Here is a 17,655-nt window from a genome sequence, read left to right on the forward strand (position 1 = left end):
CCTCCTGCACCGGATCATAATCGGTGGCCGATAGCTTCGAAAGGGGTGAGACAAGCATCCCGGACGCAAAGCACGGACTACGCCCGGCAAAACCTCAAGGCTTTTGCGCAGGAAGAGAGCTCGAACAATCCTGGCCTGCAAGCCTGGGAACCTCCAAGAGAGCCATCACCGCGCGAGTGACCCGACATGAGGAGCCAGATTCGGTAGACTCGCTGGTCAGGTCCACCATGCTTGCTGGTCACGCCCACCATGCTTCGGTAGGCGGCTCGGTGAGCAGCACGCGGCTGAGCATGGCAATGGCGGTGGACAGGCCTTCGTGGGTGGAGGCCAAAGCGTCCTCGTGCTCGATGCTGACAACCCCATCATAGCCGGCAAGCCGCAGCGCGGCGATGATCTGCTTCCACTCCAGCTCATCGTGGCCGCAGCCCACGCTGCGAAACAGCCAGGAGCGGTCCTGCATGCGCAGGTAGCTCTTGGTGTCGAGCACGCCGTTGGCCGCCGTGGTGAGGGGGTTGAGGGAGACGTCTTTCGCGTGAAAGTGGAAGATGGCGTCGCCGAGTGTGCGGATGGCTGCGGGGATGTGGATGCCCTGCCACCAGAAGTGGCTTGGATCGAGATTGATGCCGAGCGATGGGCCCGTGGCGGCGCGTAGCTGGAGCAGGGTTTCGGGGGTGTACACGCAGAAGCCGGGGTGTGCCTCGAGCGCGACCCGGACGCCGGCGTTGCGGGCGAACTGCTCGGCCTCGCGCCAGTAGGGAATGAGGCGCTGGTTCCACTGCCAGTCCAGGGACTCGAGGTACTCAGGCGGCCAGGCTGCAGTGATCCAGTTGGGGGTCGTGTCGGTGGGAGCGCCGCCGGGGCAGCCGGAAAACGTAACAACCGTGGGTACAGACAGCAGCTCGGCGAGTTGCACGGACTGGCGAAAGGCGTGGTCGTAGGCGGCGGCAGTGGCAGCGACGGGATGCACGGGGTTGCCGTGGCAGGCGAGCGCGCTGATGGCGAGGCCGGCGTCCGCAAGACGCGCGCGGTAGGTCCTGGCCTCGGAGGGGTTGGCCAGAAGGGAAGCAGGGTCGATGTGGCTGGCGCCGGGCCAACCGCCACAGCCGAGTTCGAGCGCGGTGATCTGTGGGTAGTGCCTGAGCCGCGGTAACAGTTGATCGAAGGAAAGCTGGTTGAACACCGCGGTAAAGAGTCCGAGTCGCATCGGCGTGTCTCCGGGGGAGCCTGGCTGCCCTGTACTACCGTACGCGAGCAGGGCGGCGAATGGTCAAGGGCCGGGATGTGGTGTGCGGGCGACCGCAGATCCTTCGCTTTGCTCAGGATGACAGCGCGCGTCGCTCCGGGGTGACAGGATGAAATGGCGATGGCGCGAGGGTGAACTGCGGTCGAGCGCGCGGGCAGGAGCAGACTGCGGCGGGGGCGCCTGAACCCGGGTGAGCGCTTCACGCACTGAAACTCCATTGTGAAGCCGGCCTACGGCAGGGCAACGCAGGTGGATAGGCTGCGCTCCATCTACAGGGTGCCGGGCGCAAGCGTGGCAGTGCACTGCGTGGCCCGGGTGCACGACTGGAAAGCATGAGGCATGGCTGAGATGAGTTCTGACAACAATACATTTTCGCGACGCGAGCTTGTGGCCAACCTTGGCGCGGGGATCGCGGGCGCGGCGCTTACGGCAGCTGTGCCGGCCGTGGCGGAACAGACCGTGGCAGGCACACAGAGTGCGACAACGGCTGCGCCATTTGTGGACCCCACAACCAAGTACCCCAAGCCGCCGTACCCGGGGCAGACCCAACCGTGGCCCGGGCTGGCGAGCAAGATGAATCCGCGCCCGGACCACGGCGAGAGCAGCTACAAGGGATCGGGCCGGCTGCTTGGTCGCAAGGCATTGATCACCGGAGGCGACTCCGGGATGGGACGTGCGGCGGCGATCGCGTATGCGCGCGAAGGCGCGGATGTGGTGATCAGCTACTACCCGACGGAGGAGTCGGACGCGGTGGAGGTCATCGAGTTGATCCGGGCTGCCGGGCGCAAGGCGATTCCGTTGCCCGGCGACCTGCGCGAGGAGAGCTACTGCAAGGACCTGGTGACGAAGGCGGTGGCTGGACTTGGCGGGCTGGACATCATCGTGTCCAACGCAGGGCGGCAACAGGAGTGCGAAGACCTGCTGCAGTTGACCACCGAGGCGTTCGACGCGACGCTGAAGACCAACCTGTATGCGCCGTTCTGGATCTTCAAGGCTGCGTTGCCGCACCTGCAGCCCGGATCGTGCATTATAGCCACGGCCTCGGAGCAGGCGTACGACCCCGGCGCCAACGTGTATGACTACGCGCAGACCAAGGCCGCGACGGTGAACTTTGTGAAGTCGCTGGCAAAGCAGCTTGGGCCAAAGGGGATTCGCGTGAATGGTGTGGCCCCGGGGCCGATCTGGACGCCGCTGCAGGTTTCGGGCGGCGCAACGCAGGAGCACCTGATCCATTACGGGCAGAAGTATCCGCTGGGGCGCGCCGGGCAGCCGGCGGAACTGGCGAGCATTTATGTGCAGCTTGCCGCCAACGATGCCAGCTACACGACCGGGAACATCTATGGCGCGGGTGGCGGCATGGGGCAGCCGTAAAGGCTCGCTGCCGCATTCCTGGGGGCGGATGGTGCACCCACGGGGCAGCATGTTTGCTGCCCCGTGCTGGCTGACCCTGAGGAGGTGCGAGGTCGTCGTTGCAGGGTGAGATTGCAGTTGCGGTAGGCGTCCTGTTGCAACCATGTGCGTTGCAGGAGTGTGGCGAATGGGTTTCAGGGGTTGATGAGTTTTCATCGCGGCAGCTCGCCTCGGCCAGCGAAGTGCTTGTTGCATTGTGGTCTCGGATAAAGCTCCTAAAGCAGGCGTGTTGCCGGGTTGGCGCGCCGCGGGGCGACCAGGAGTTCTGTGGCGACTGAAGTGATTCCGCAGGGAAAGCAGGGTTGGTTCGCGCTTGTGAAGGAGGCGCTTACCGGTACGAAGCGAGACCTGACGGGAGGCAGCCTGAACAGCGCTGTGCTCCTGCTCTCCATCCCGATGATGCTGGAGCTTGGGCTGGAGTCGGTGTTTTCGCTGGTGGATATTTTGTGGGTCAGCGTGCTTGGCAACGATGCGGTGGCGTCGGTCGGGTTGACGGAGTCGCTGATGACGCTTGCCTTCGCCGTAAGCGCGGGGCTAAGCACCGCGATCACGGCGCTGGTGGCGAGGCGGATCGGGGAAGGCGATACGGAGCGCGCATCGATCGATGCAGTGCAGGCGATTGTGGTGGGCCTCCTGTTGTCGGTCGTGATCGGCGTGCCGCTGTTTCTGCTGGCGCCCAAATTGTTGGGACTACTGGGAGCCACGGCCTCGGTGAGGCATGTGGGCTTTGCGTATGCGCGCATTACGCTGGGCTTTTCGGGTGTGGTGATCCTGCTGTCACTGAATAACGCGATCTTTCGCGGCGCGGGTGATGCGGCGATCGCGATGAAGCTCTTGTGGGTCGCGAACGGCATCAACCTCGTGCTGGACCCGCTGCTGATTTTCGGGATTGGCCCGTTTCCTAAGCTGGGCGTGGCGGGGCCTGCGGTCGCGACCCTTGCAGGCCGCGGGCTGGCGTTGTTGTACCAGGGGTACCTGCTGGCCAAAGGCAGCGGGCACCTGCGCATTGGGTGGCAGCACCTGAAGGTGAAGCCATCCGAAATGGTGCGGTTTGTGCGCGTGGCGAGTGCAGGCATGTTGCAGTTCCTGCTACAGCAGGGAAGCTGGCTGGGGCTGGTGCGGATCGTGAGCCTGTTTGGCGCGCCGGCGATTGCGGGATACACGATCGCGGTGCGCATCTTGAACTTCATCATGCTGCCGTCGCTCGGGTTGAGTAATGCAGCGGCCACGCTGGTGGGGCAGAACCTGGGAGCGGGCATCGTGGCGCGGGCGCGCTCATCAGTGTGGCGCACGGGCTTTTTGAACCTGGCACTGCTGAGCTTCGCCTGCCTGCTGTTTTTCTTTTTCGCGAAGCCGATTGTGAGTGTGTTCGGGCATGAGAAGCAGGCGGAACCGATCGCGGTCGAGTGCCTGCGGATCTTCAGCGTGAGTAACCTGTTCTTCGCGTTCAGCGCCGTGTTTATGCAAGCGTTCAACGGCGCGGGCGATACCACGACGCCTGCGTACATTAATCTTTTCGGGTTCTGGCTGGTGGAGCTGCCGCTTGCCTGGGTGCTGGCCAGGCATACGCACCTGGCAATTCGCGGCGTGTTTCTGGCGGTGCTGCTGGCGCAGGTGCTGGCATTGCTGCTGAGTGGGTTTCTGTTTCTGCGGGGCGGTTGGGCCAAGAAGCGCATTTGAGGGCGAGTATGCAAAGCACAGCGCAGCAAGCGGAAGCAATCGCGTTTGAGACCGACGTTCCACCGCGTCTGGATCGCCTGCCGTGGAGCCGGTGGCATTTGCGCATGGCCACGGCACTGGGTGTGACGTTCCTGCTGGACGGGCTGGAAGGCGGCGTGGGCGGATCACTGTCCGGCGCCCTGCAGTCGGTCACGACGCTGCACCTGACCGATGCGCAATTGGGAATCGCTTCTTCGGGCTACCTGGGCGGTACGGTGTTGGGCGCGCTGCTGTTCGGCTACCTCGCGGACGTGTATGGGCGCAAGAGTTTGTTCTTCTGGACGTTGGCCGTGTATGTGTGCGCGACGGCGGCAACGGCGCTTTCGTGGAATCTCGCGACGTTTACGCTGTGCCGGGTGCTGACGGGTGCGGGCATCGGGGGCGAGTACACGGCGATCACGTCTGCGATCGACGAGTTGATCCCGGCGCGGGTGCGCGGCACGGCCAACCTTGTGATCGGTTCGACGTTCTGGGTCGGGGTGATCCTGGGGTCGCTCGTGGCGGTGGGCTTCCTGTCAGACAGCATGTTTGGACTGAGGCTGGGCTGGCGGTTCGCGATGTTGAGCGGTGTGCCGATTGCGATCGTGGTGTTGTTTATGCGCCGCTTCATCCCTGAGAGTCCACGGTGGCTGTTGACGCATGGGCGCGTGGAGGAAGCTACGGCGATTGTGGAAGGGATCGAGCAGAGCGTGCACGCGCAGTTTGGCAGCCTGGCACCAGTGCCACACGCGATCACGCTCCAGCGGGACGTGCGCTCGACCCTCAGCAAAGTGGGGCTGCTGCTGAACAGGAAGAACCGTCCGCGTGCGCTGCTTTGCCTTGGGCTGACCATGGCGCAGTCATTTTTTTACAACTCCGTTTTCTTTTCGAGCACGCTTGTGCTACTGCGGTTCTACGGAGTTTCTGCGGCCCATGCGGGGGTGCTGTTCCTACCGATCGCATTCACCAACTTTGTGGGGCCGGTGCTGCTGAGCCGGTTGTTTGACAGCGTAGGGCGCAGGGTGATGATCTCGCTGAACTTCTGCCTGACCGGGGTGGTGTTTGCGGTGTCGAGCGTGCTGTTTGTGCAGGGGCACCTGAGCACGGTAGCGCAGGTGGCGTTCTGGGCTGCCTCATTCTTCTTTGCCGCGTCGGCAGCGGGTTCCGCATACCTGACGACGAGCGAACTGTTTCCGCAGCCGATCCGCGCGTCGGCAATTGCAATTTTCTATGCGGCCGGCACACTGCTGGGCGGGGTGCTGGGCCCGGCAGTGTTCGGCATGTTGTTGAATCGTGGGGAGCGCGCGCCGATTTTTTACGGGTTCATGGCGAGCGCGTTGATCATGCTGCTGGCCGGGGTCGCGCAGGCGATCTGGGGCGTGGCCGCAGAGCGGAAGCCGCTCGAGGAGATCGCCTGAGGCGCGGGCTTTAGTGAATGGTGGACGCGATGACCACGGACGAGATCAAGCCGGTGGCAACAGCTGCCAGCACATAGTTGCCATCTACTGAGCGCCACTCGTAGCCGCGCGGAGGCGCGCTGAGGTGATAGGTGCGATAGTCAACGCGCTGGGCGCGCGCCCAATCGGCCGATGCCATCCTGTGGCCTTTCTTCCAGTCGTCGTGGCGGACATAGCCCCCGCCGTGATTGTCGTGATGATCCGCAGCGTGATCGTCGTGATGGTCCTGGGCGAACGATGCAGGCGCCGCGATGGTCGCACAGAGAACAGCGGTGGCGATGCTCTTGAGGATGAACGACATAGCACTCCTTGAACCGACAGGGGTCGGTAAGAGTGTGACGAACGACTGCGGGGAAAGTCTCAAGGGACGGGCTGATTGCAGGTCGAAAGCGACAGCCAGGAAGCGGGTGACTTTTCGTCGCGGAGGCGGGTCGAATACCCGGCTGGTGCATCTGATACTTCGTTGCAGAAACGTAGAGGAGTGCACGATGCGAGTGAAACATGGAGTGGTCGCGGTGGCTATGGGCGTGCTGTTGATGGGGAACGTTGCGTCGTTTGCGCAGCAGTCAGATGCCGACCAGAAGTCGCAGCAAAAACAAGTGGAACAGCAGGCCAAGCAGAACCAGAAAAAAGCCAAGGCGCAGGAAAAAGCAGCGAAGGCGCAGGCCAAGGCGGCGAAGGACCAGCAGAAGTCGATCGATGCGCAGCAGAAGGCTGCGCAGACACCACAGTAAGTATGCGGTCGTGGCGCATGTGCAGGGCGGTTGCCTTAGAGCCGCTGCCGTGGGCCAGGGGGACTAAGAGAATGGCCTGCTCCGGAGGTTTGGAGCGGGCCATTTTTGTGCGAGAAAGTCAGGCTGCGGGACGGAGGGGACTGCGTGTGCGGAGCGGTTTAAGTGGCTTGACGGATGCGGTGCGGGTCGCTCGATGAAGGCGTATCCGACGACGCCGGATGGACGGTATTTCGTGGTGCGCGGGCGCCTATGGCGGTGCAGCAATCCGCAGTTGAGCGTGCAAAAACGACAGCACTGGACCAAGGTGTTGATGGCGGCGCGGCGGGCCAAGGGATCCGCAATGCGTGCGGGTGACATGGCTGGGCGCGAGCAGGCGCGTGCGCAGGTGGATGCAGCCAAGGTGGCGCTGGGGGAGCGTGGTGCTCCGTGGTGGACGGACGGCGCGCCGGATGTGAATCGGCACATGGCGAAGAATACCTGCTACGCAGAGTGGTTTGCGGGGCTGAGTCTGATTGACTGACTGACGGGCTGCGCGCGTTGGTGGCGGTTTTGTGGAGCGGGTGGGGCGGTTCTTTCGTTGGTGTCAGCGGCAATCAGGAAGCAAGCAGCAGCGTTGCGATGTCTTGATGTTCGCAAGGCGTGCGTGGGGGTTGTCCGTTTGGCGAGCGCTGCTGCTGCTGCCGTATGTGCGGAGCTTATGGCTCGGCGGGATGGGTGCCGCAGCGGGACCCGGCGCAGGCAGCGCGGGCGCTGGCGAGGTACTGGACCCAGTCGGTGGCGATGCCCTGCTGTGCTTCGGTCAGCGGCATCTGCCCGGCGCGGACGCGGGCGGCCAGGTAGTTTTCAACAATGTCTTTCTGCTTGAAGTAGCGAGCACGCAGGGTTGCATCGTCGGGGCCGCACTGGGGCCAGATATTGCCCATGTCGTCGGCTCCGCCGAGCTCAAGCGGGACCAGGTGGTCGAGTTCGCATACCTGCGTCTGCCCGCTGTTCTGCGGGGGAACGGACAGGCCGTACCAGGCGTAGGCTGCGTGTTTCTGCTGCTCGCTGCTTTGGCAGTTGCGCAGGCAGCGGGTGCTCCACGAGGGCGCACGCAGCGTGTCGGCGGTGACGCCTGGAACAACGCCGCCGGGGGTGCAACGCCGGTCGGGCTCGGGGTAGCCGCCGCGCGTGGTCGCCTGGCAACTCTGATCTGCGGGCCACTGCCACGAGGCGAAGTACTGCGAGGCGCAGGCGACGCCGATGCTGGCGCAGCTCATGCGGGGTTCTTCGCGGCGGCCCGATTCGCGGCTGCGCGAGCTCTCACGGCCGCCTTCGCGCCGGTGCTGTCTCGATGCATCGGATCGGGGGATCGGGCGCGAGGCGTTGCTGGGCGTGTTGCGGCTGTTTCGAGCGTCGAGCAGAACAATGCCTATGAGGACCAGGAGGACGAGGGCGAGCAGCAGGAGGGTATTGCGAGTCACCTTCCCATCATGTCATTGCCGGGGCGCGGGTGCACAGGCCGACGCGCCGGGTTGATGTGCAGCGAGGACGTGCTTGGAAGTGCGCAGTCTGCATGGGGCAAAGGCGTGGAGTCGGCGCCGCGCGCGAGTGGAGTGGTTGGGTGCGGCCAGCACGAGGCGAATGGCTACTTCGGTTGCTTTTGCTGAGATGGTTTAAACACAGCAACGCGGCTGCTTCCGTCCAGCAGACGACATCCGGGAACAGTTGTTTCCTGATCAACAAGCCGGGAGTTAGAGAAACACTGGATGACGCAGTTAGCAACGCGCGTGCTTGAGCATCTAATAAGGCGATGCTACGGTCGACGTTGAAGGTTGGAAGCGCGACGTTGCGTCTTGGGCAGCTCAACGCTGTGAGTTGTGCTTTGTGGGAAATGGAGATCTGGATTGCCTGCGAGGCCGAGCGATATGACTGGCATGGAAGCAGCGATGGCAAGGTCAGCGCTCCAGAAAAAGTTATGCGGCTGCAGACGATTCTGCAGTGCTGTGCGTGTGCCATATCTTTTGCGATCGCAGGTGAGAGCGTGCCGGACCATGAGGCGCTTCGCTGCAGACGCGTGTTGATGCTGTTGGACTGCCCCTGGCCTGCTTGTGTGCCCGTGTCTGCACGAGGGTGCACGCAGTCGATACGATGTCCACGATTGCCGTTGTGGCAAGAGCCGCTTCAGTGATCCGAACCGTGCTCAGCCAGGCACCAGGAATAGGCAATTCAATCAAAAAACTTCAACGCTTTCCTGCGGGCCGCAGCGCGATTCTTGGTATCACCGCAGCCATGCTCTATGTTGTACCGTGTTCTGCGCGCGCGGATGTTGGACTGGTCATCGAGACGCCGACGGGCCTGCTGGGTTTCCTAAGCAACGTCGGTCATGTGTCGGTGTGGATCTCGCATGGGTGCCTCGATGCTGCCGGGCATGTTCGCTACTGCGAGAACACAGCGGGACTGGTGCTGACCAGCACGGCGTACTGGCCGAACCCGGGAGCCGCTGCGATTCCGGCGGAGCTGTTCTTTCTTGGCACGCGGCCCGGTGTCGCGGGGCGCGGTGCCGCGGCATGGACGTCGTCGCTCGGCGAGATCTACCCGGATGTGCAGCCGGCGGTGGGAGCCAAGTACCTGGGACGTACCTGGTTGCGGAGCCTGCGCGTGGTGAAATTTGCAACCTCGACGGAAGACGACCGCAGGGTGCTGGCAGAGATCGATGCGGTGCAGCACGACTACCGGTACAGCTACAGCAAGAGGAACTGCGCGTTTTATGCGCAGGCGATTCTGCAGCAGTACCTGGGGGCCTCGTTCCACGGCAACCGCTTGCTGGAGCTTGGGATCGACACGCCGCGTGCGGTGGAGCGGGCACTGCAGCACAACCTGAAAGACCAGTCGCGCAGTTATGAAGTGGTGCACTTCAAGGGAGACCTTCACCATGCGTGGCGGCAGCCTTCGCGCAATATCTGCGAGTCGGCGATCCTGGATCCGAAGTACGCGATCCCACTGCTGCTGTATCAGCCTTACCTGTACGCAGGCTTTGCCGGTTGCTATGCGGCGATTCGTGTGTCAACGTGGGCAAGCCCGCACCACCCGCCGCTGCGCGAGGCAAACCCGGTGCTGTTTGTGGATGTGCAGGACAAGGAGCCGAGGCTGCGTGCGTTCCAGGCACTTACCGGCGTTGCGGCGATGGGTCCGGATGGAAGGTATGACGCGGATGCGCAAAGGATGCCGCTCGCGGTTCCGGTTACAGAAGCGGTGCCGCACGCGCAGAGCGAGGTCAGTCTGTATCCGTAACTTTTCAGATATAAGTTGCTGACGCATGGAAATGCGGCCGCACCAAGCGGCCGCATTTTTGTTGTTGCGCGTGCAAGGGGGGAAGCTGCTGCTCACGCAGTTTGTTGCTCGTTGCGGCTGGTTAGAAGGAGATGCGTCCGACGATCTCCATGATGCGTGGATCGCCGGGGCTGTTGACGACGCCCGGGTCCGGATCATCCGGACCGACGCTGGTGTTGACGCCGTTGAATGTGGGGTGATTGGTGACGTTGAATGCTTCGGCGCGGAACTGGAAGTTGGCGCGGTCGAAGTTCCTGAGACCGTACTCACAGGTAAGGCAGTAGCTGTTCTGGTCGGTGCTGTAGGAGGTGCGGTAGTTGCTACCGCCATTGGCATCACCCGTGGCCTTGCCGTAGGTGTAGTTGAGGGTGGTCTGCACGGCCTTGTGCTTGACGCGGAGCTGCGTTTGCAGCGAGTTGTAGTTGGAGTTGCCGACGAAGACGTACTCGTTGATGCTGCTGATGCCCTGGTAGGGGCGGAGATAGGCGGAGGAGACGGCGCTGATGTTGAGGCACGGATCGAAGTCGTAGGTGGCCGAGGGAGCCTGTCCCGGCGCGAGGCAGCCTTGCTGGTACGGGGTGCTGGTCGGCTTGACCTGGTTCTGATCAGTGTCGATGCGGAGATGGCGGCCCAGGGAGCCGGCATAGCCGATCTGGAAGATGGCGTTGGCAAAGAGCTGGCGCTCGACGATGAGGCTGAAGTTCTGGATCTGCGAGGCGCGGAAGTTGTTGTTGACTTCAACCAGTGCCTGCGGTAGCGGGGCGCGGGATAGATGGTGCTGTTGTGGTAGAAGCCGCGGGGCACTCCGTTGAGACCGTTATAGACTAGGCCGTTTTGAAGGTTGGCCGGGAGCCCCGCCGTGGTGACGGGCACGCCTGCTCCGTTTGTTGCATAGATGCCGGAGGGCAGCACGGCGCCGGCATTGGCGGCGTTGTAGGCCAAGGGCTGGAAGGAGGACGTGGCACTGTTCGGCCCGGTGAGCCAGTCGGGCGGACGGGACGATTCCGCCGTTTGAAATCCTGCTGAAGTCGCACCCGCTGGCGGGAAGTTCGTCCCGTTCGCAGATCGTGGCGTCGCGGCTGCATTGACCGAGTGGGTTGGGGTGTCGCGCGCGACGGGTGGTTGCACGCGCGCGCGTTCTGACTCCGGCTGCCGGCGTCGGCGCAGCTAGACTTTGCCGAGCAGGATCTGTCCCGAGGCTGCGCCCTGCACCGTGCCCGAGATCGTTCCGGTGTCGCCCATGCCGGTGACGTCGAGGATCAGTTCGTTGGGCTTGCCGGGAACCTTTTTGAGCATCCTGGGCTGCTCGGCGCCGCCGAGCGTGAGGACCACGTCGGTGATGCCGGTGACGACGCCCTCGTGGGGGATCAGGCGCAGGCGGTACTGCGCGGCGTCGCGGGTGTGCCCGTGCAGGTCAAGCGTGAAGTGCCCGCAGGTCCAGCTGCCGACCAGGTCCGCGGCCCAGAGCGAGGCGGCGGCGTTCCAGTCCGAGGGAGGCGCGACGCCGGTGTCGAACACTGCCAGCCTGCGCAGCGAAGGGGTTCCGGCGGAGGCAGTGATGACTACGCGTACGGCGTCGACCGTGGCCGGGGTGATGGGCTGAATGCGCTTCTGCCCGATGGCTGTGCCGGTGCCCAGTGGAACCCAAGCTCCGTGCACGCGGCCTTCGAGGCGATAGGCGCGCATCCGCTCGCCCCGTGCGGTGTTCTCCTGCAGCACCACGCTATCGATCCGCGTGGCGGTGCGGAGCGTCAGCATCGATCGGCCCTGGACCTCGGCGATCGGGGTGTGAAAGCGGCGCTTTATCTCTGCGCCAAAGCGCGCAGCGGCGTCCGCATCCTTGCGATCGAACTGCCCGGAAGGGTTGGGGGAATGTTGAGGAGCAGTTGCGCGCCGCGCCCCACGGAGCGGTAGTAGATGGAAAGCAGTTGCTCCTGAGTCAGCACCTTGTTGCTGTTCGTCGGGGTCCAGAACCACTCGGGCCGGCGGATCGATACATCGACTTCGTTGGGCAGCCAGGCATCGCCGTCGGGCGTGCCATCAAGTGCGGTGCCGGTGCCGCGCTCCGCGTAGCTTCGCTCGATGCCGTTCCAGCATGGGTAGGGAGCGAAGCCGTCTTCGTTGCCGACCCAGCGGATGGTCGCGCTGGGTCCCTGGAAGACAGCGGTATGGGGCTGGTACTGCCGCAGCAGGTCGCCGACGGGGGTTGCGGTTGCGCCGTCGAACCAGACCTCGACCAGCTCACCGTACTGGCTGAGCAGCTCGGTGAGTTGTTCGCGGTAGATGGCGTCGTAGGTCTTCTGCGCTTCGGGCGTTTTGCAGATGCCGCCGGTGGCTGCGCCGAAATGGTCGTCGCGCGGTGACAGATAGACGCCGAGGCCGAGGCTGAACTTTTTGCAGGAGGCCTGGAGCTCGCGCATGATGTCGCCCTTGCCGTTCTTCCACGGCGAGCTTTTCAGGCTGAAGTCTGTGGTCTTTGTCTGCCAGCAGCAGAAGCCGTACTGATGCTTGGCCACGAACACGATGTAGCGGGCGCCCGCGGCAACCGCGGTCCGTGCCCAGGCGTCCGTGTCGAGGTCGACAGGGTTGACCTCGGACGCGGGAACCGAGAAGGAGCTCGGACGGCCGTTGAGGTAGGTTTCGTTGCCGAAGTGGATGAACATCCCGAGTTCCAGGTCCTGCCAGCGTGCCTGGTCCGCGGAAGGGGCAGCCAGCGCTGGCCCGGCGGGAGCGGCAAGGGCGATGCGGGGGAGTGCGGCAAGCAGGCCGGCGCGGGCGGACAGGGAGAGGAGGGTGCGTCGGTTCATTTCAGCAGTTTATTCTCTGTGCCAGCGCGGGATGGCTGTTGGCGCTGTTCGCGACCGGCGCAGGCGCGCGCCGGCGCTGTGTCTCCCGGCGGTTACAGGCTGCTGCCCTGGATGAGGCGAGTCACTGAGGGCTGGTGGCTGCCGGTGAGTGCGTGAGTGCAGTGACACCGGAGGGGTCGTCGAAGCGCATGGCGAAGCCCCAGCCGAAGTGCTGAGTGTTGCCGGGCAGGTTGTCGTCGATGGCGATTGCGAGCTGGTTGTGCCCCTTGTGCAAAGGAAGTGAGAAGGAGCCGTTCTGCAGGGAGAACCGTCCGTCCGGCGACTTGCTTGCGGCGGGCAGGCCGTACAGGTTTCTGTCCGCGTGCACGAGCCTACCGTTGCTGTAGACCCAGATTTCTCGGACCCATCCGAGGTGCACCTGCTTGCGCTGGTCGCGGTCGGAGTCGAGCGTTGTCTGCAGCCAGACGAGCGAGGTGGCCGAGCCATCCGGTTTGGAACCGACTTCGCGCGACAGGTTGACGAGCCCCTGCGGTTCCGCGGAGATGCTGCGCCATGCGGCGGAGCCTGCGGGCATGCTGGTGTAGGCGGGTGGGTCGCCCACGGGCGCCTGCAGCGCGGGGTCCGTGGAGGTGAGCTCGCGCACCGGGGCGGAAACCTGCCAGTTGCGGATGAAGCCGGCTGGGAGCGGCTCCGCTGCCGCTGACGGAGTTGCAGTGGGCGCGGGGCTGGCGGGCGTCACCTTGAAGTTGCGGAAGCTGGCCGGGCCGTGAAGGACGATCGAGCCGGAGGAGGCGGGGCCTTCCATGTCGTCGACGGACAGGGTGGGTGAAGCCGAGCCGTTGACGAAGACCTGCATGCGCCTGCCGTCGACGTGCATGCGGATGTGGTTCCAATCGTTCGGATGGATGGGCGCTGCTGCTTCGTACTGCGGGAAGAGGTCCCACTCGTAGGCGCCGTGTTCGAGCGGCATGTACTGGATACAGTCGAACGAGGTGGAGCAGTTGGGCTGTGGGCGCAGGTAAAAGACGTCGGCGTTGTGCGGGTCGCGCTCCCGGAAGCGGATGCCCACGATGCCATGGCCAACAAGGCCGATGTCGAAGTCGATGGTGCCGTCGCTGAACTGCAGGTCCTTGAGCTCGGCCGAGCCGCGTTGCAACTGAAGAACGCCCTGGGGTGAGTCCTTGGGCGTGAGGAACACGGCATCGGTGCCGGTGGTTTGCCAGTGTGCGCGTGTCATGGGGACGGTGTCGGAATGTTTTGTGCAGCCGGTTGCGGCCATGAGCAGCAGCGCGATGCCGGGTGCCGACGGCCAGGAGGCGCGAGGCTTTGCGCCGACTTTGCGCGCGAGGAGCGAGCGGATGGCGTGTGCTGTTTTGCTCGGCGACGGGTGCGTGCTGCGTTCTGGTTGTCGGCGCCCGGATTTGGCGCCTGCTGTGGTGTATCGGTCGACATTGCACTTGTGTTCCTGCGCCATGGATTGATGCTAGTGCAGGGTGCGTTGTGGGGGCGCTTGCTTCCAATGGGAGGGCGCAACGAAGCGGCGGGCCTGGCGGAACTTGTTGTGGCAGGTGCCGCTCGGCCGCGGGCGTGGGTGTTTGCGTTGCTCGCCTTGTTTACCTTCCGGATGCGGTGCGGAAGTTGGCGACATGGGTGGGAGTGCCGGCAGCTAGACTTGGGCGCGATCGAGGCTTGCCCGTTTTTGCTTCATTCCAACTTCATTCCAAGGGTGATGGCAGGGAGCTCCTGTGAAGACAGTGCTGATTCTGTTTGTTGTTTTCGCTGCGCGTGTGCTGGCGGCGCAGGGCGTGTGGCAGCCGTCGCCGGGGCACGCGCAGATACGCATATGGCCCGGCACGGCGCCGGATGCGCAACCGGTTGCAAAGCCCGAGATGCAGGACACCAAGGCAGCCGTGGTGGCGGGACGTCCGATGGTGGCCATAGGCTACGTTTCGCAGCCGACGATGACGGTGTATGCGCCCAAGGCAAACAACGCGGGGGCTGCCGTCGTGGTGTTTCCCGGGGGCGGCTACTGGGTGCTGGCGATCGACCTGGAAGGGACAGAGGTGTGCGACTGGCTCACTTCCAGAGGGATCACCTGTGTGCTGTTGAAGTACCGCGTGCCCGGGTCGCAGCAGTCTCCACGATCAGGACCGTATCCGCGGTCGCCCATGGCGCTGGAGGATGCGCAGAGAACGATCGGGCTGGTGCGTTTTCATGCAGCGGAGTGGCACATTGATCCGCACAGGATCGGGGTACTTGGATTCTCGGCGGGCGGCCACCTGGTGGCGGCGACCAGTGTTCACTTTAATAGACGTATCTATGCCAGGGTGGACGCTGCCGACGACGTAAGCTGCCGTCCTGACTTTGCGGTGGCACTGTACCCGGGCCACCTGTTTACCAAGGCAAACACGCTCGGGCTGAACGCGGACATTGCGAGCCGGGTGAGTGCGCAGACCCCGCCGACGTTTCTGCTGCAGAACGAGAACGATGATGTGGACAGCATCTGGGATGCGATGAGCTATGAGGCGGCGCTGATCAAGGCGCACGTGCCCGTGGAGTTTCATTCGTATGCCGAGGGTGGGCATGCGTTTGGATTGCGCAGAACCAGGTACCAGGCTACGGCGTGGCCGCAGCTGGTGGAGGCGTGGCTGCGCACGCTTGGGGTGATTGCCAGGTAAGCTCCAGGCCTGCCGTTCAATGCGTGGGAGTCAGCCCCGTTGGTTCTGCCTTGAGGTTCAACGTTTGCTGCAGGGCTGCCGTGGCGGAGCTGGGGCCTACCAGCAGCGCGTACTTGCCGGGCGGCACGCTCCAGCCGTGGTGTGCCTCGTCCCAGATGGAGAAGCGTGCGAGCGGGATGCTGACTGTGGTGGTCTTCTGCTCGCCAGGTTGCAGCAGGAGTTTGCACCAGCCGACAAGGCGCTTCGGGGGTTCTCCGGATGTTTCCGGCATGGTGGAGTAGAGCTCGGCGATCTCTTCGCCGGCACGCGCGCCGGTGTTGCGGATCGTGAAGGTTGCGGTGACCTCGCTGCCTTCTTCGACGCGCAGGTTGGAGTAAGCGAAGGTCGTATAGGAGAGCCCGAAGCCGAACGGGAAGAGCACGGGTTTCTTTTCGGCGTCGTACCACTTGTAGCCGACCTTGAGCGCCTCGTCGTAACGGACGCTGAACGGCGGCAGCCCTGCCAGAAGGCGTCTCGACATCCTGTCAGTGTCGGTCCAGTCTTCCTGCGAGGCAGGAGGCGGCTCAATCAAAGCGGGGTGCGGGAGATCCTGGTCGCGCAGGGGAAAGGTAACAGGAAGCTTGCTACCGGGGTTGACCGTGCCGAACAGCAGATCGGCAACGGCGTCGGCGCCCTTGCTGCCGCTGTACCAGCTCTCCACGATCGCCGCTACGTCGTGCACCCACTGCATGAGCACAGGGCCGCCTGTTTCGAGCACAACCACGGTATGTGGATTGGCGTGCGCCACGGCGGCGATCATGGCGTCTTGTGCGTCCGGAAGGGCGAGGGTCGGGAGATCGATGCCCTCGGCCTGCCACTGGTATGCGTACACAAGCACGACGTCTGCGTGGCGCGCGGCCTCGGCGGCTGCGGCGAGGTCGCTGCCGTCGTTGAAGGTGACGCGGGTTGACTCATGCAGCGAGCGCAAGTGTTCCTGGATCGCCGCGAGGGGGGAATCGGGAAACCACACGGCGCGCTGCCAGTCGGCCTTCTTGTCTTTCTCGTCGATCTTGCCGATGGCGTTGCCGCCGGGAGGATCGACCTGTGCTGAACCGCCGCCGGAGATCATGCCGCGATCGGCGTTGCGGCCGATCACCGCGAGGGTGTGCACCTCGTGCGTATCGATGGGCAGCGTGTGTGCTTCGTTGCGCAGCAGGACCATACTTTGCTGCGCGATCTCGCGCGCCACCAGTGCGTGGGCGAAGACGTCGGGCACGCCTTTCTGCGGTGGATCATCGACGATGCCGGCTGCGAACATGGAGCGCAGGACGCGGTGCACGTGATCATCGAGCTCCGCGGTGGAGACCGAACCCTCGGTGACGGCCGCCTTCAGCTTCGTGTCGAAGAAGGTGTTGCCGGGTTCCTCGTTGTCGAGGCCGGCGTGCGAGGCGTGCACGGTGGAGTGGGTCGCAAGCCAGTCAGACACCACAAAGCCGGGATAGTGCCAGTCGCCCTTGAGCACTGTTTTGAGCAGGAAGTCGTTCTCGCAGCCATAGACGCCGTTGATGCGGTTGTAGGAGCACATGACGGCGCCGGGCCTGCCGATCTCGATGCCGAGCTGGAAGGCAAGGAGGTCGCTTTCGCGTGCGGCGCGTTCGGAGATTTCGGAAGACACGGCGTGGCGCCCGCTCTCCTGATCGTTAACGGCGTAGTGCTTGATGTGGCCGATGACATGGGCGGACTGCACGCCCTGGATGAGGTGGCCGACCATGGTGCCGGCAAGCACGGGATCTTCTCCGAGGTACTCGAACGTGCGGCCATCGCGCGGTTCGCGCGTAAGGTTGACGCCGCCACCGAGGGTCATGTTGTAGCCCTGGTCGCGCAACTCGTGCCCGATGAGGCTGCCGTAGCGCTCGGCCACCGCGGGGTCCCAGGTGGCGGCCAGTCCAAGGTTTGAGGGCAGCGCGGTGGAGTAGCGTCCGCTGCCCGCGGAGTAGGCCACGCCGTAGGCGGAGTCATCCATCTGGATGCCGGGCAGCCCGTACTCGGGAAAGCCCGGGACATAGCCGGAGCCGCTGTTGCCGTCTTTTGCGTGCGGGTCTTCGGGACCGTCGTGCGGATCGCCGGTGCCGTGGAGCAGCTGGATCTTCTGATCAAGCGTGAGCTGCCGCAAGAGCAGGTCGGCGCGCGCATCCGCAGAGAGGGCCGTGTTCATCCAGGGTCTGGGCATGCTGGCGGGGGCGGCGGCTGGTGCCTGTTGTGCGCGGGCTTGCAGCGAGGTGCAGACCAGCGCAGCACTCGCGAGCAGGAGAAGAGTACGCATCGGCATCTTTCTGG

16 protein-coding genes are annotated in these 17,655 nt (G+C 64.2%); 8 read left to right on the forward strand and 8 right to left on the reverse strand.

Features of this window, described 5'->3' with window-relative positions:
• Positions 1–238: 238 nt before the first annotated feature.
• Complete coding sequence (locus tag D1Y84_RS15680) at positions 239–1,204, reverse strand: sugar phosphate isomerase/epimerase (protein ID WP_124849524.1); 966 nt, start codon at positions 1,202–1,204, stop codon at positions 239–241.
• Positions 1,205–1,591: 387 nt separating this feature from the next.
• Between D1Y84_RS15680 and D1Y84_RS15685 the strand changes: the two genes are divergently transcribed.
• The 3 genes from D1Y84_RS15685 (at position 1,592) to D1Y84_RS15695 (ending at position 5,769) form a co-directional block, all read left to right on the forward strand.
• Complete coding sequence (locus D1Y84_RS15685; protein ID WP_124849525.1) at positions 1,592–2,614, forward strand: SDR family oxidoreductase; 1,023 nt, start codon at positions 1,592–1,594, stop codon at positions 2,612–2,614.
• Positions 2,615–2,920: 306 nt separating this feature from the next.
• Positions 2,921–4,333 (forward strand): MATE family efflux transporter, encoded by a 1,413-nt coding sequence (locus tag D1Y84_RS15690; RefSeq protein ID WP_124849526.1) that lies wholly within the window; start codon positions 2,921–2,923, stop codon positions 4,331–4,333.
• 8 nt (positions 4,334–4,341) lie between these two features.
• Entirely contained in the window at positions 4,342–5,769 is a 1,428-nt protein-coding gene (locus tag D1Y84_RS15695; RefSeq protein ID WP_124849527.1) for an MFS transporter, read from the forward strand.
• Positions 5,770–5,779: 10 nt separating this feature from the next.
• On the opposite strand, the gene D1Y84_RS15700 is transcribed toward D1Y84_RS15695, so the two are convergent.
• Entirely contained in the window at positions 5,780–6,109 is a 330-nt protein-coding gene (locus D1Y84_RS15700; protein WP_124849528.1) for an RcnB family protein, read from the reverse strand.
• A gap of 187 nt (positions 6,110–6,296) precedes the next feature.
• Here D1Y84_RS15700 and D1Y84_RS15705 point away from each other — a divergent pair, with 187 nt between their 5' ends.
• Both D1Y84_RS15705 and D1Y84_RS15710 read left to right on the forward strand, forming a co-directional pair.
• Entirely contained in the window at positions 6,297–6,542 is a 246-nt protein-coding gene (locus D1Y84_RS15705; protein WP_124849529.1) for a hypothetical protein, read from the forward strand.
• Positions 6,543–6,819: 277 nt separating this feature from the next.
• Complete coding sequence (locus tag D1Y84_RS15710) at positions 6,820–7,062, forward strand: hypothetical protein (RefSeq protein ID WP_233581591.1); 243 nt, start codon at positions 6,820–6,822, stop codon at positions 7,060–7,062.
• Positions 7,063–7,237: 175 nt separating this feature from the next.
• Here D1Y84_RS15710 and D1Y84_RS15715 read toward each other — a convergent pair whose 3' ends face one another.
• Complete coding sequence (locus D1Y84_RS15715) at positions 7,238–8,005, reverse strand: hypothetical protein (RefSeq protein WP_124849531.1); 768 nt, start codon at positions 8,003–8,005, stop codon at positions 7,238–7,240.
• A gap of 808 nt (positions 8,006–8,813) precedes the next feature.
• Between D1Y84_RS15715 and D1Y84_RS15720 the strand changes: the two genes are divergently transcribed.
• Entirely contained in the window at positions 8,814–9,815 is a 1,002-nt protein-coding gene (locus D1Y84_RS15720) for a hypothetical protein (RefSeq protein WP_124849532.1), read from the forward strand.
• Positions 9,816–9,936: 121 nt separating this feature from the next.
• Here the strand turns inward: D1Y84_RS15720 and D1Y84_RS15725 are convergent, their stop codons facing one another.
• Complete coding sequence (locus D1Y84_RS15725) at positions 9,937–10,233, reverse strand: hypothetical protein (protein ID WP_124849533.1); 297 nt, start codon at positions 10,231–10,233, stop codon at positions 9,937–9,939.
• Positions 10,234–10,260: 27 nt separating this feature from the next.
• Between D1Y84_RS15725 and D1Y84_RS15730 the strand changes: the two genes are divergently transcribed.
• Positions 10,261–10,611 (forward strand): hypothetical protein, encoded by a 351-nt coding sequence (locus D1Y84_RS15730; protein WP_124849534.1) that lies wholly within the window; start codon positions 10,261–10,263, stop codon positions 10,609–10,611.
• Between the two features lie 410 nt (positions 10,612–11,021).
• Here the strand turns inward: D1Y84_RS15730 and D1Y84_RS15735 are convergent, their stop codons facing one another.
• From D1Y84_RS15735 to D1Y84_RS15745, 3 genes are all read right to left on the reverse strand, one after another.
• Positions 11,022–11,612 carry a hypothetical protein gene (locus tag D1Y84_RS15735; RefSeq protein WP_124849535.1) on the reverse strand — a complete coding sequence of 197 codons (591 nt, stop codon included), beginning with the start codon at positions 11,610–11,612 and terminating at the stop codon, positions 11,022–11,024.
• 44 nt (positions 11,613–11,656) lie between these two features.
• A complete protein-coding gene (locus D1Y84_RS15740) occupies positions 11,657–12,661 on the reverse strand; it encodes an alpha-L-fucosidase (protein WP_124849536.1) in 1,005 nt (334 codons plus the stop codon).
• A gap of 121 nt (positions 12,662–12,782) precedes the next feature.
• Positions 12,783–14,135: a family 16 glycoside hydrolase gene (locus tag D1Y84_RS15745; RefSeq protein WP_124849537.1), complete on the reverse strand. Its 1,353-nt coding sequence runs from the start codon at positions 14,133–14,135 to the stop codon at positions 12,783–12,785.
• 271 nt (positions 14,136–14,406) lie between these two features.
• Here D1Y84_RS15745 and D1Y84_RS15750 point away from each other — a divergent pair, with 271 nt between their 5' ends.
• The gene (locus tag D1Y84_RS15750; RefSeq protein ID WP_124849538.1) at positions 14,407–15,339 is read left to right on the forward strand and encodes an alpha/beta hydrolase; all 933 of its coding nucleotides are present in this window, start codon (positions 14,407–14,409) and stop codon (positions 15,337–15,339) included.
• 16 nt (positions 15,340–15,355) lie between these two features.
• Here D1Y84_RS15750 and D1Y84_RS15755 read toward each other — a convergent pair whose 3' ends face one another.
• Complete coding sequence (locus tag D1Y84_RS15755; protein WP_124849539.1) at positions 15,356–17,647, reverse strand: glycoside hydrolase family 3 C-terminal domain-containing protein; 2,292 nt, start codon at positions 17,645–17,647, stop codon at positions 15,356–15,358.
• Positions 17,648–17,655 lie beyond the last annotated feature (8 nt).

Source organism: Acidipila sp. EB88 (assembly GCF_003858395.1).
Lineage (GTDB): Bacteria > Acidobacteriota > Terriglobia > Terriglobales > Acidobacteriaceae > EB88.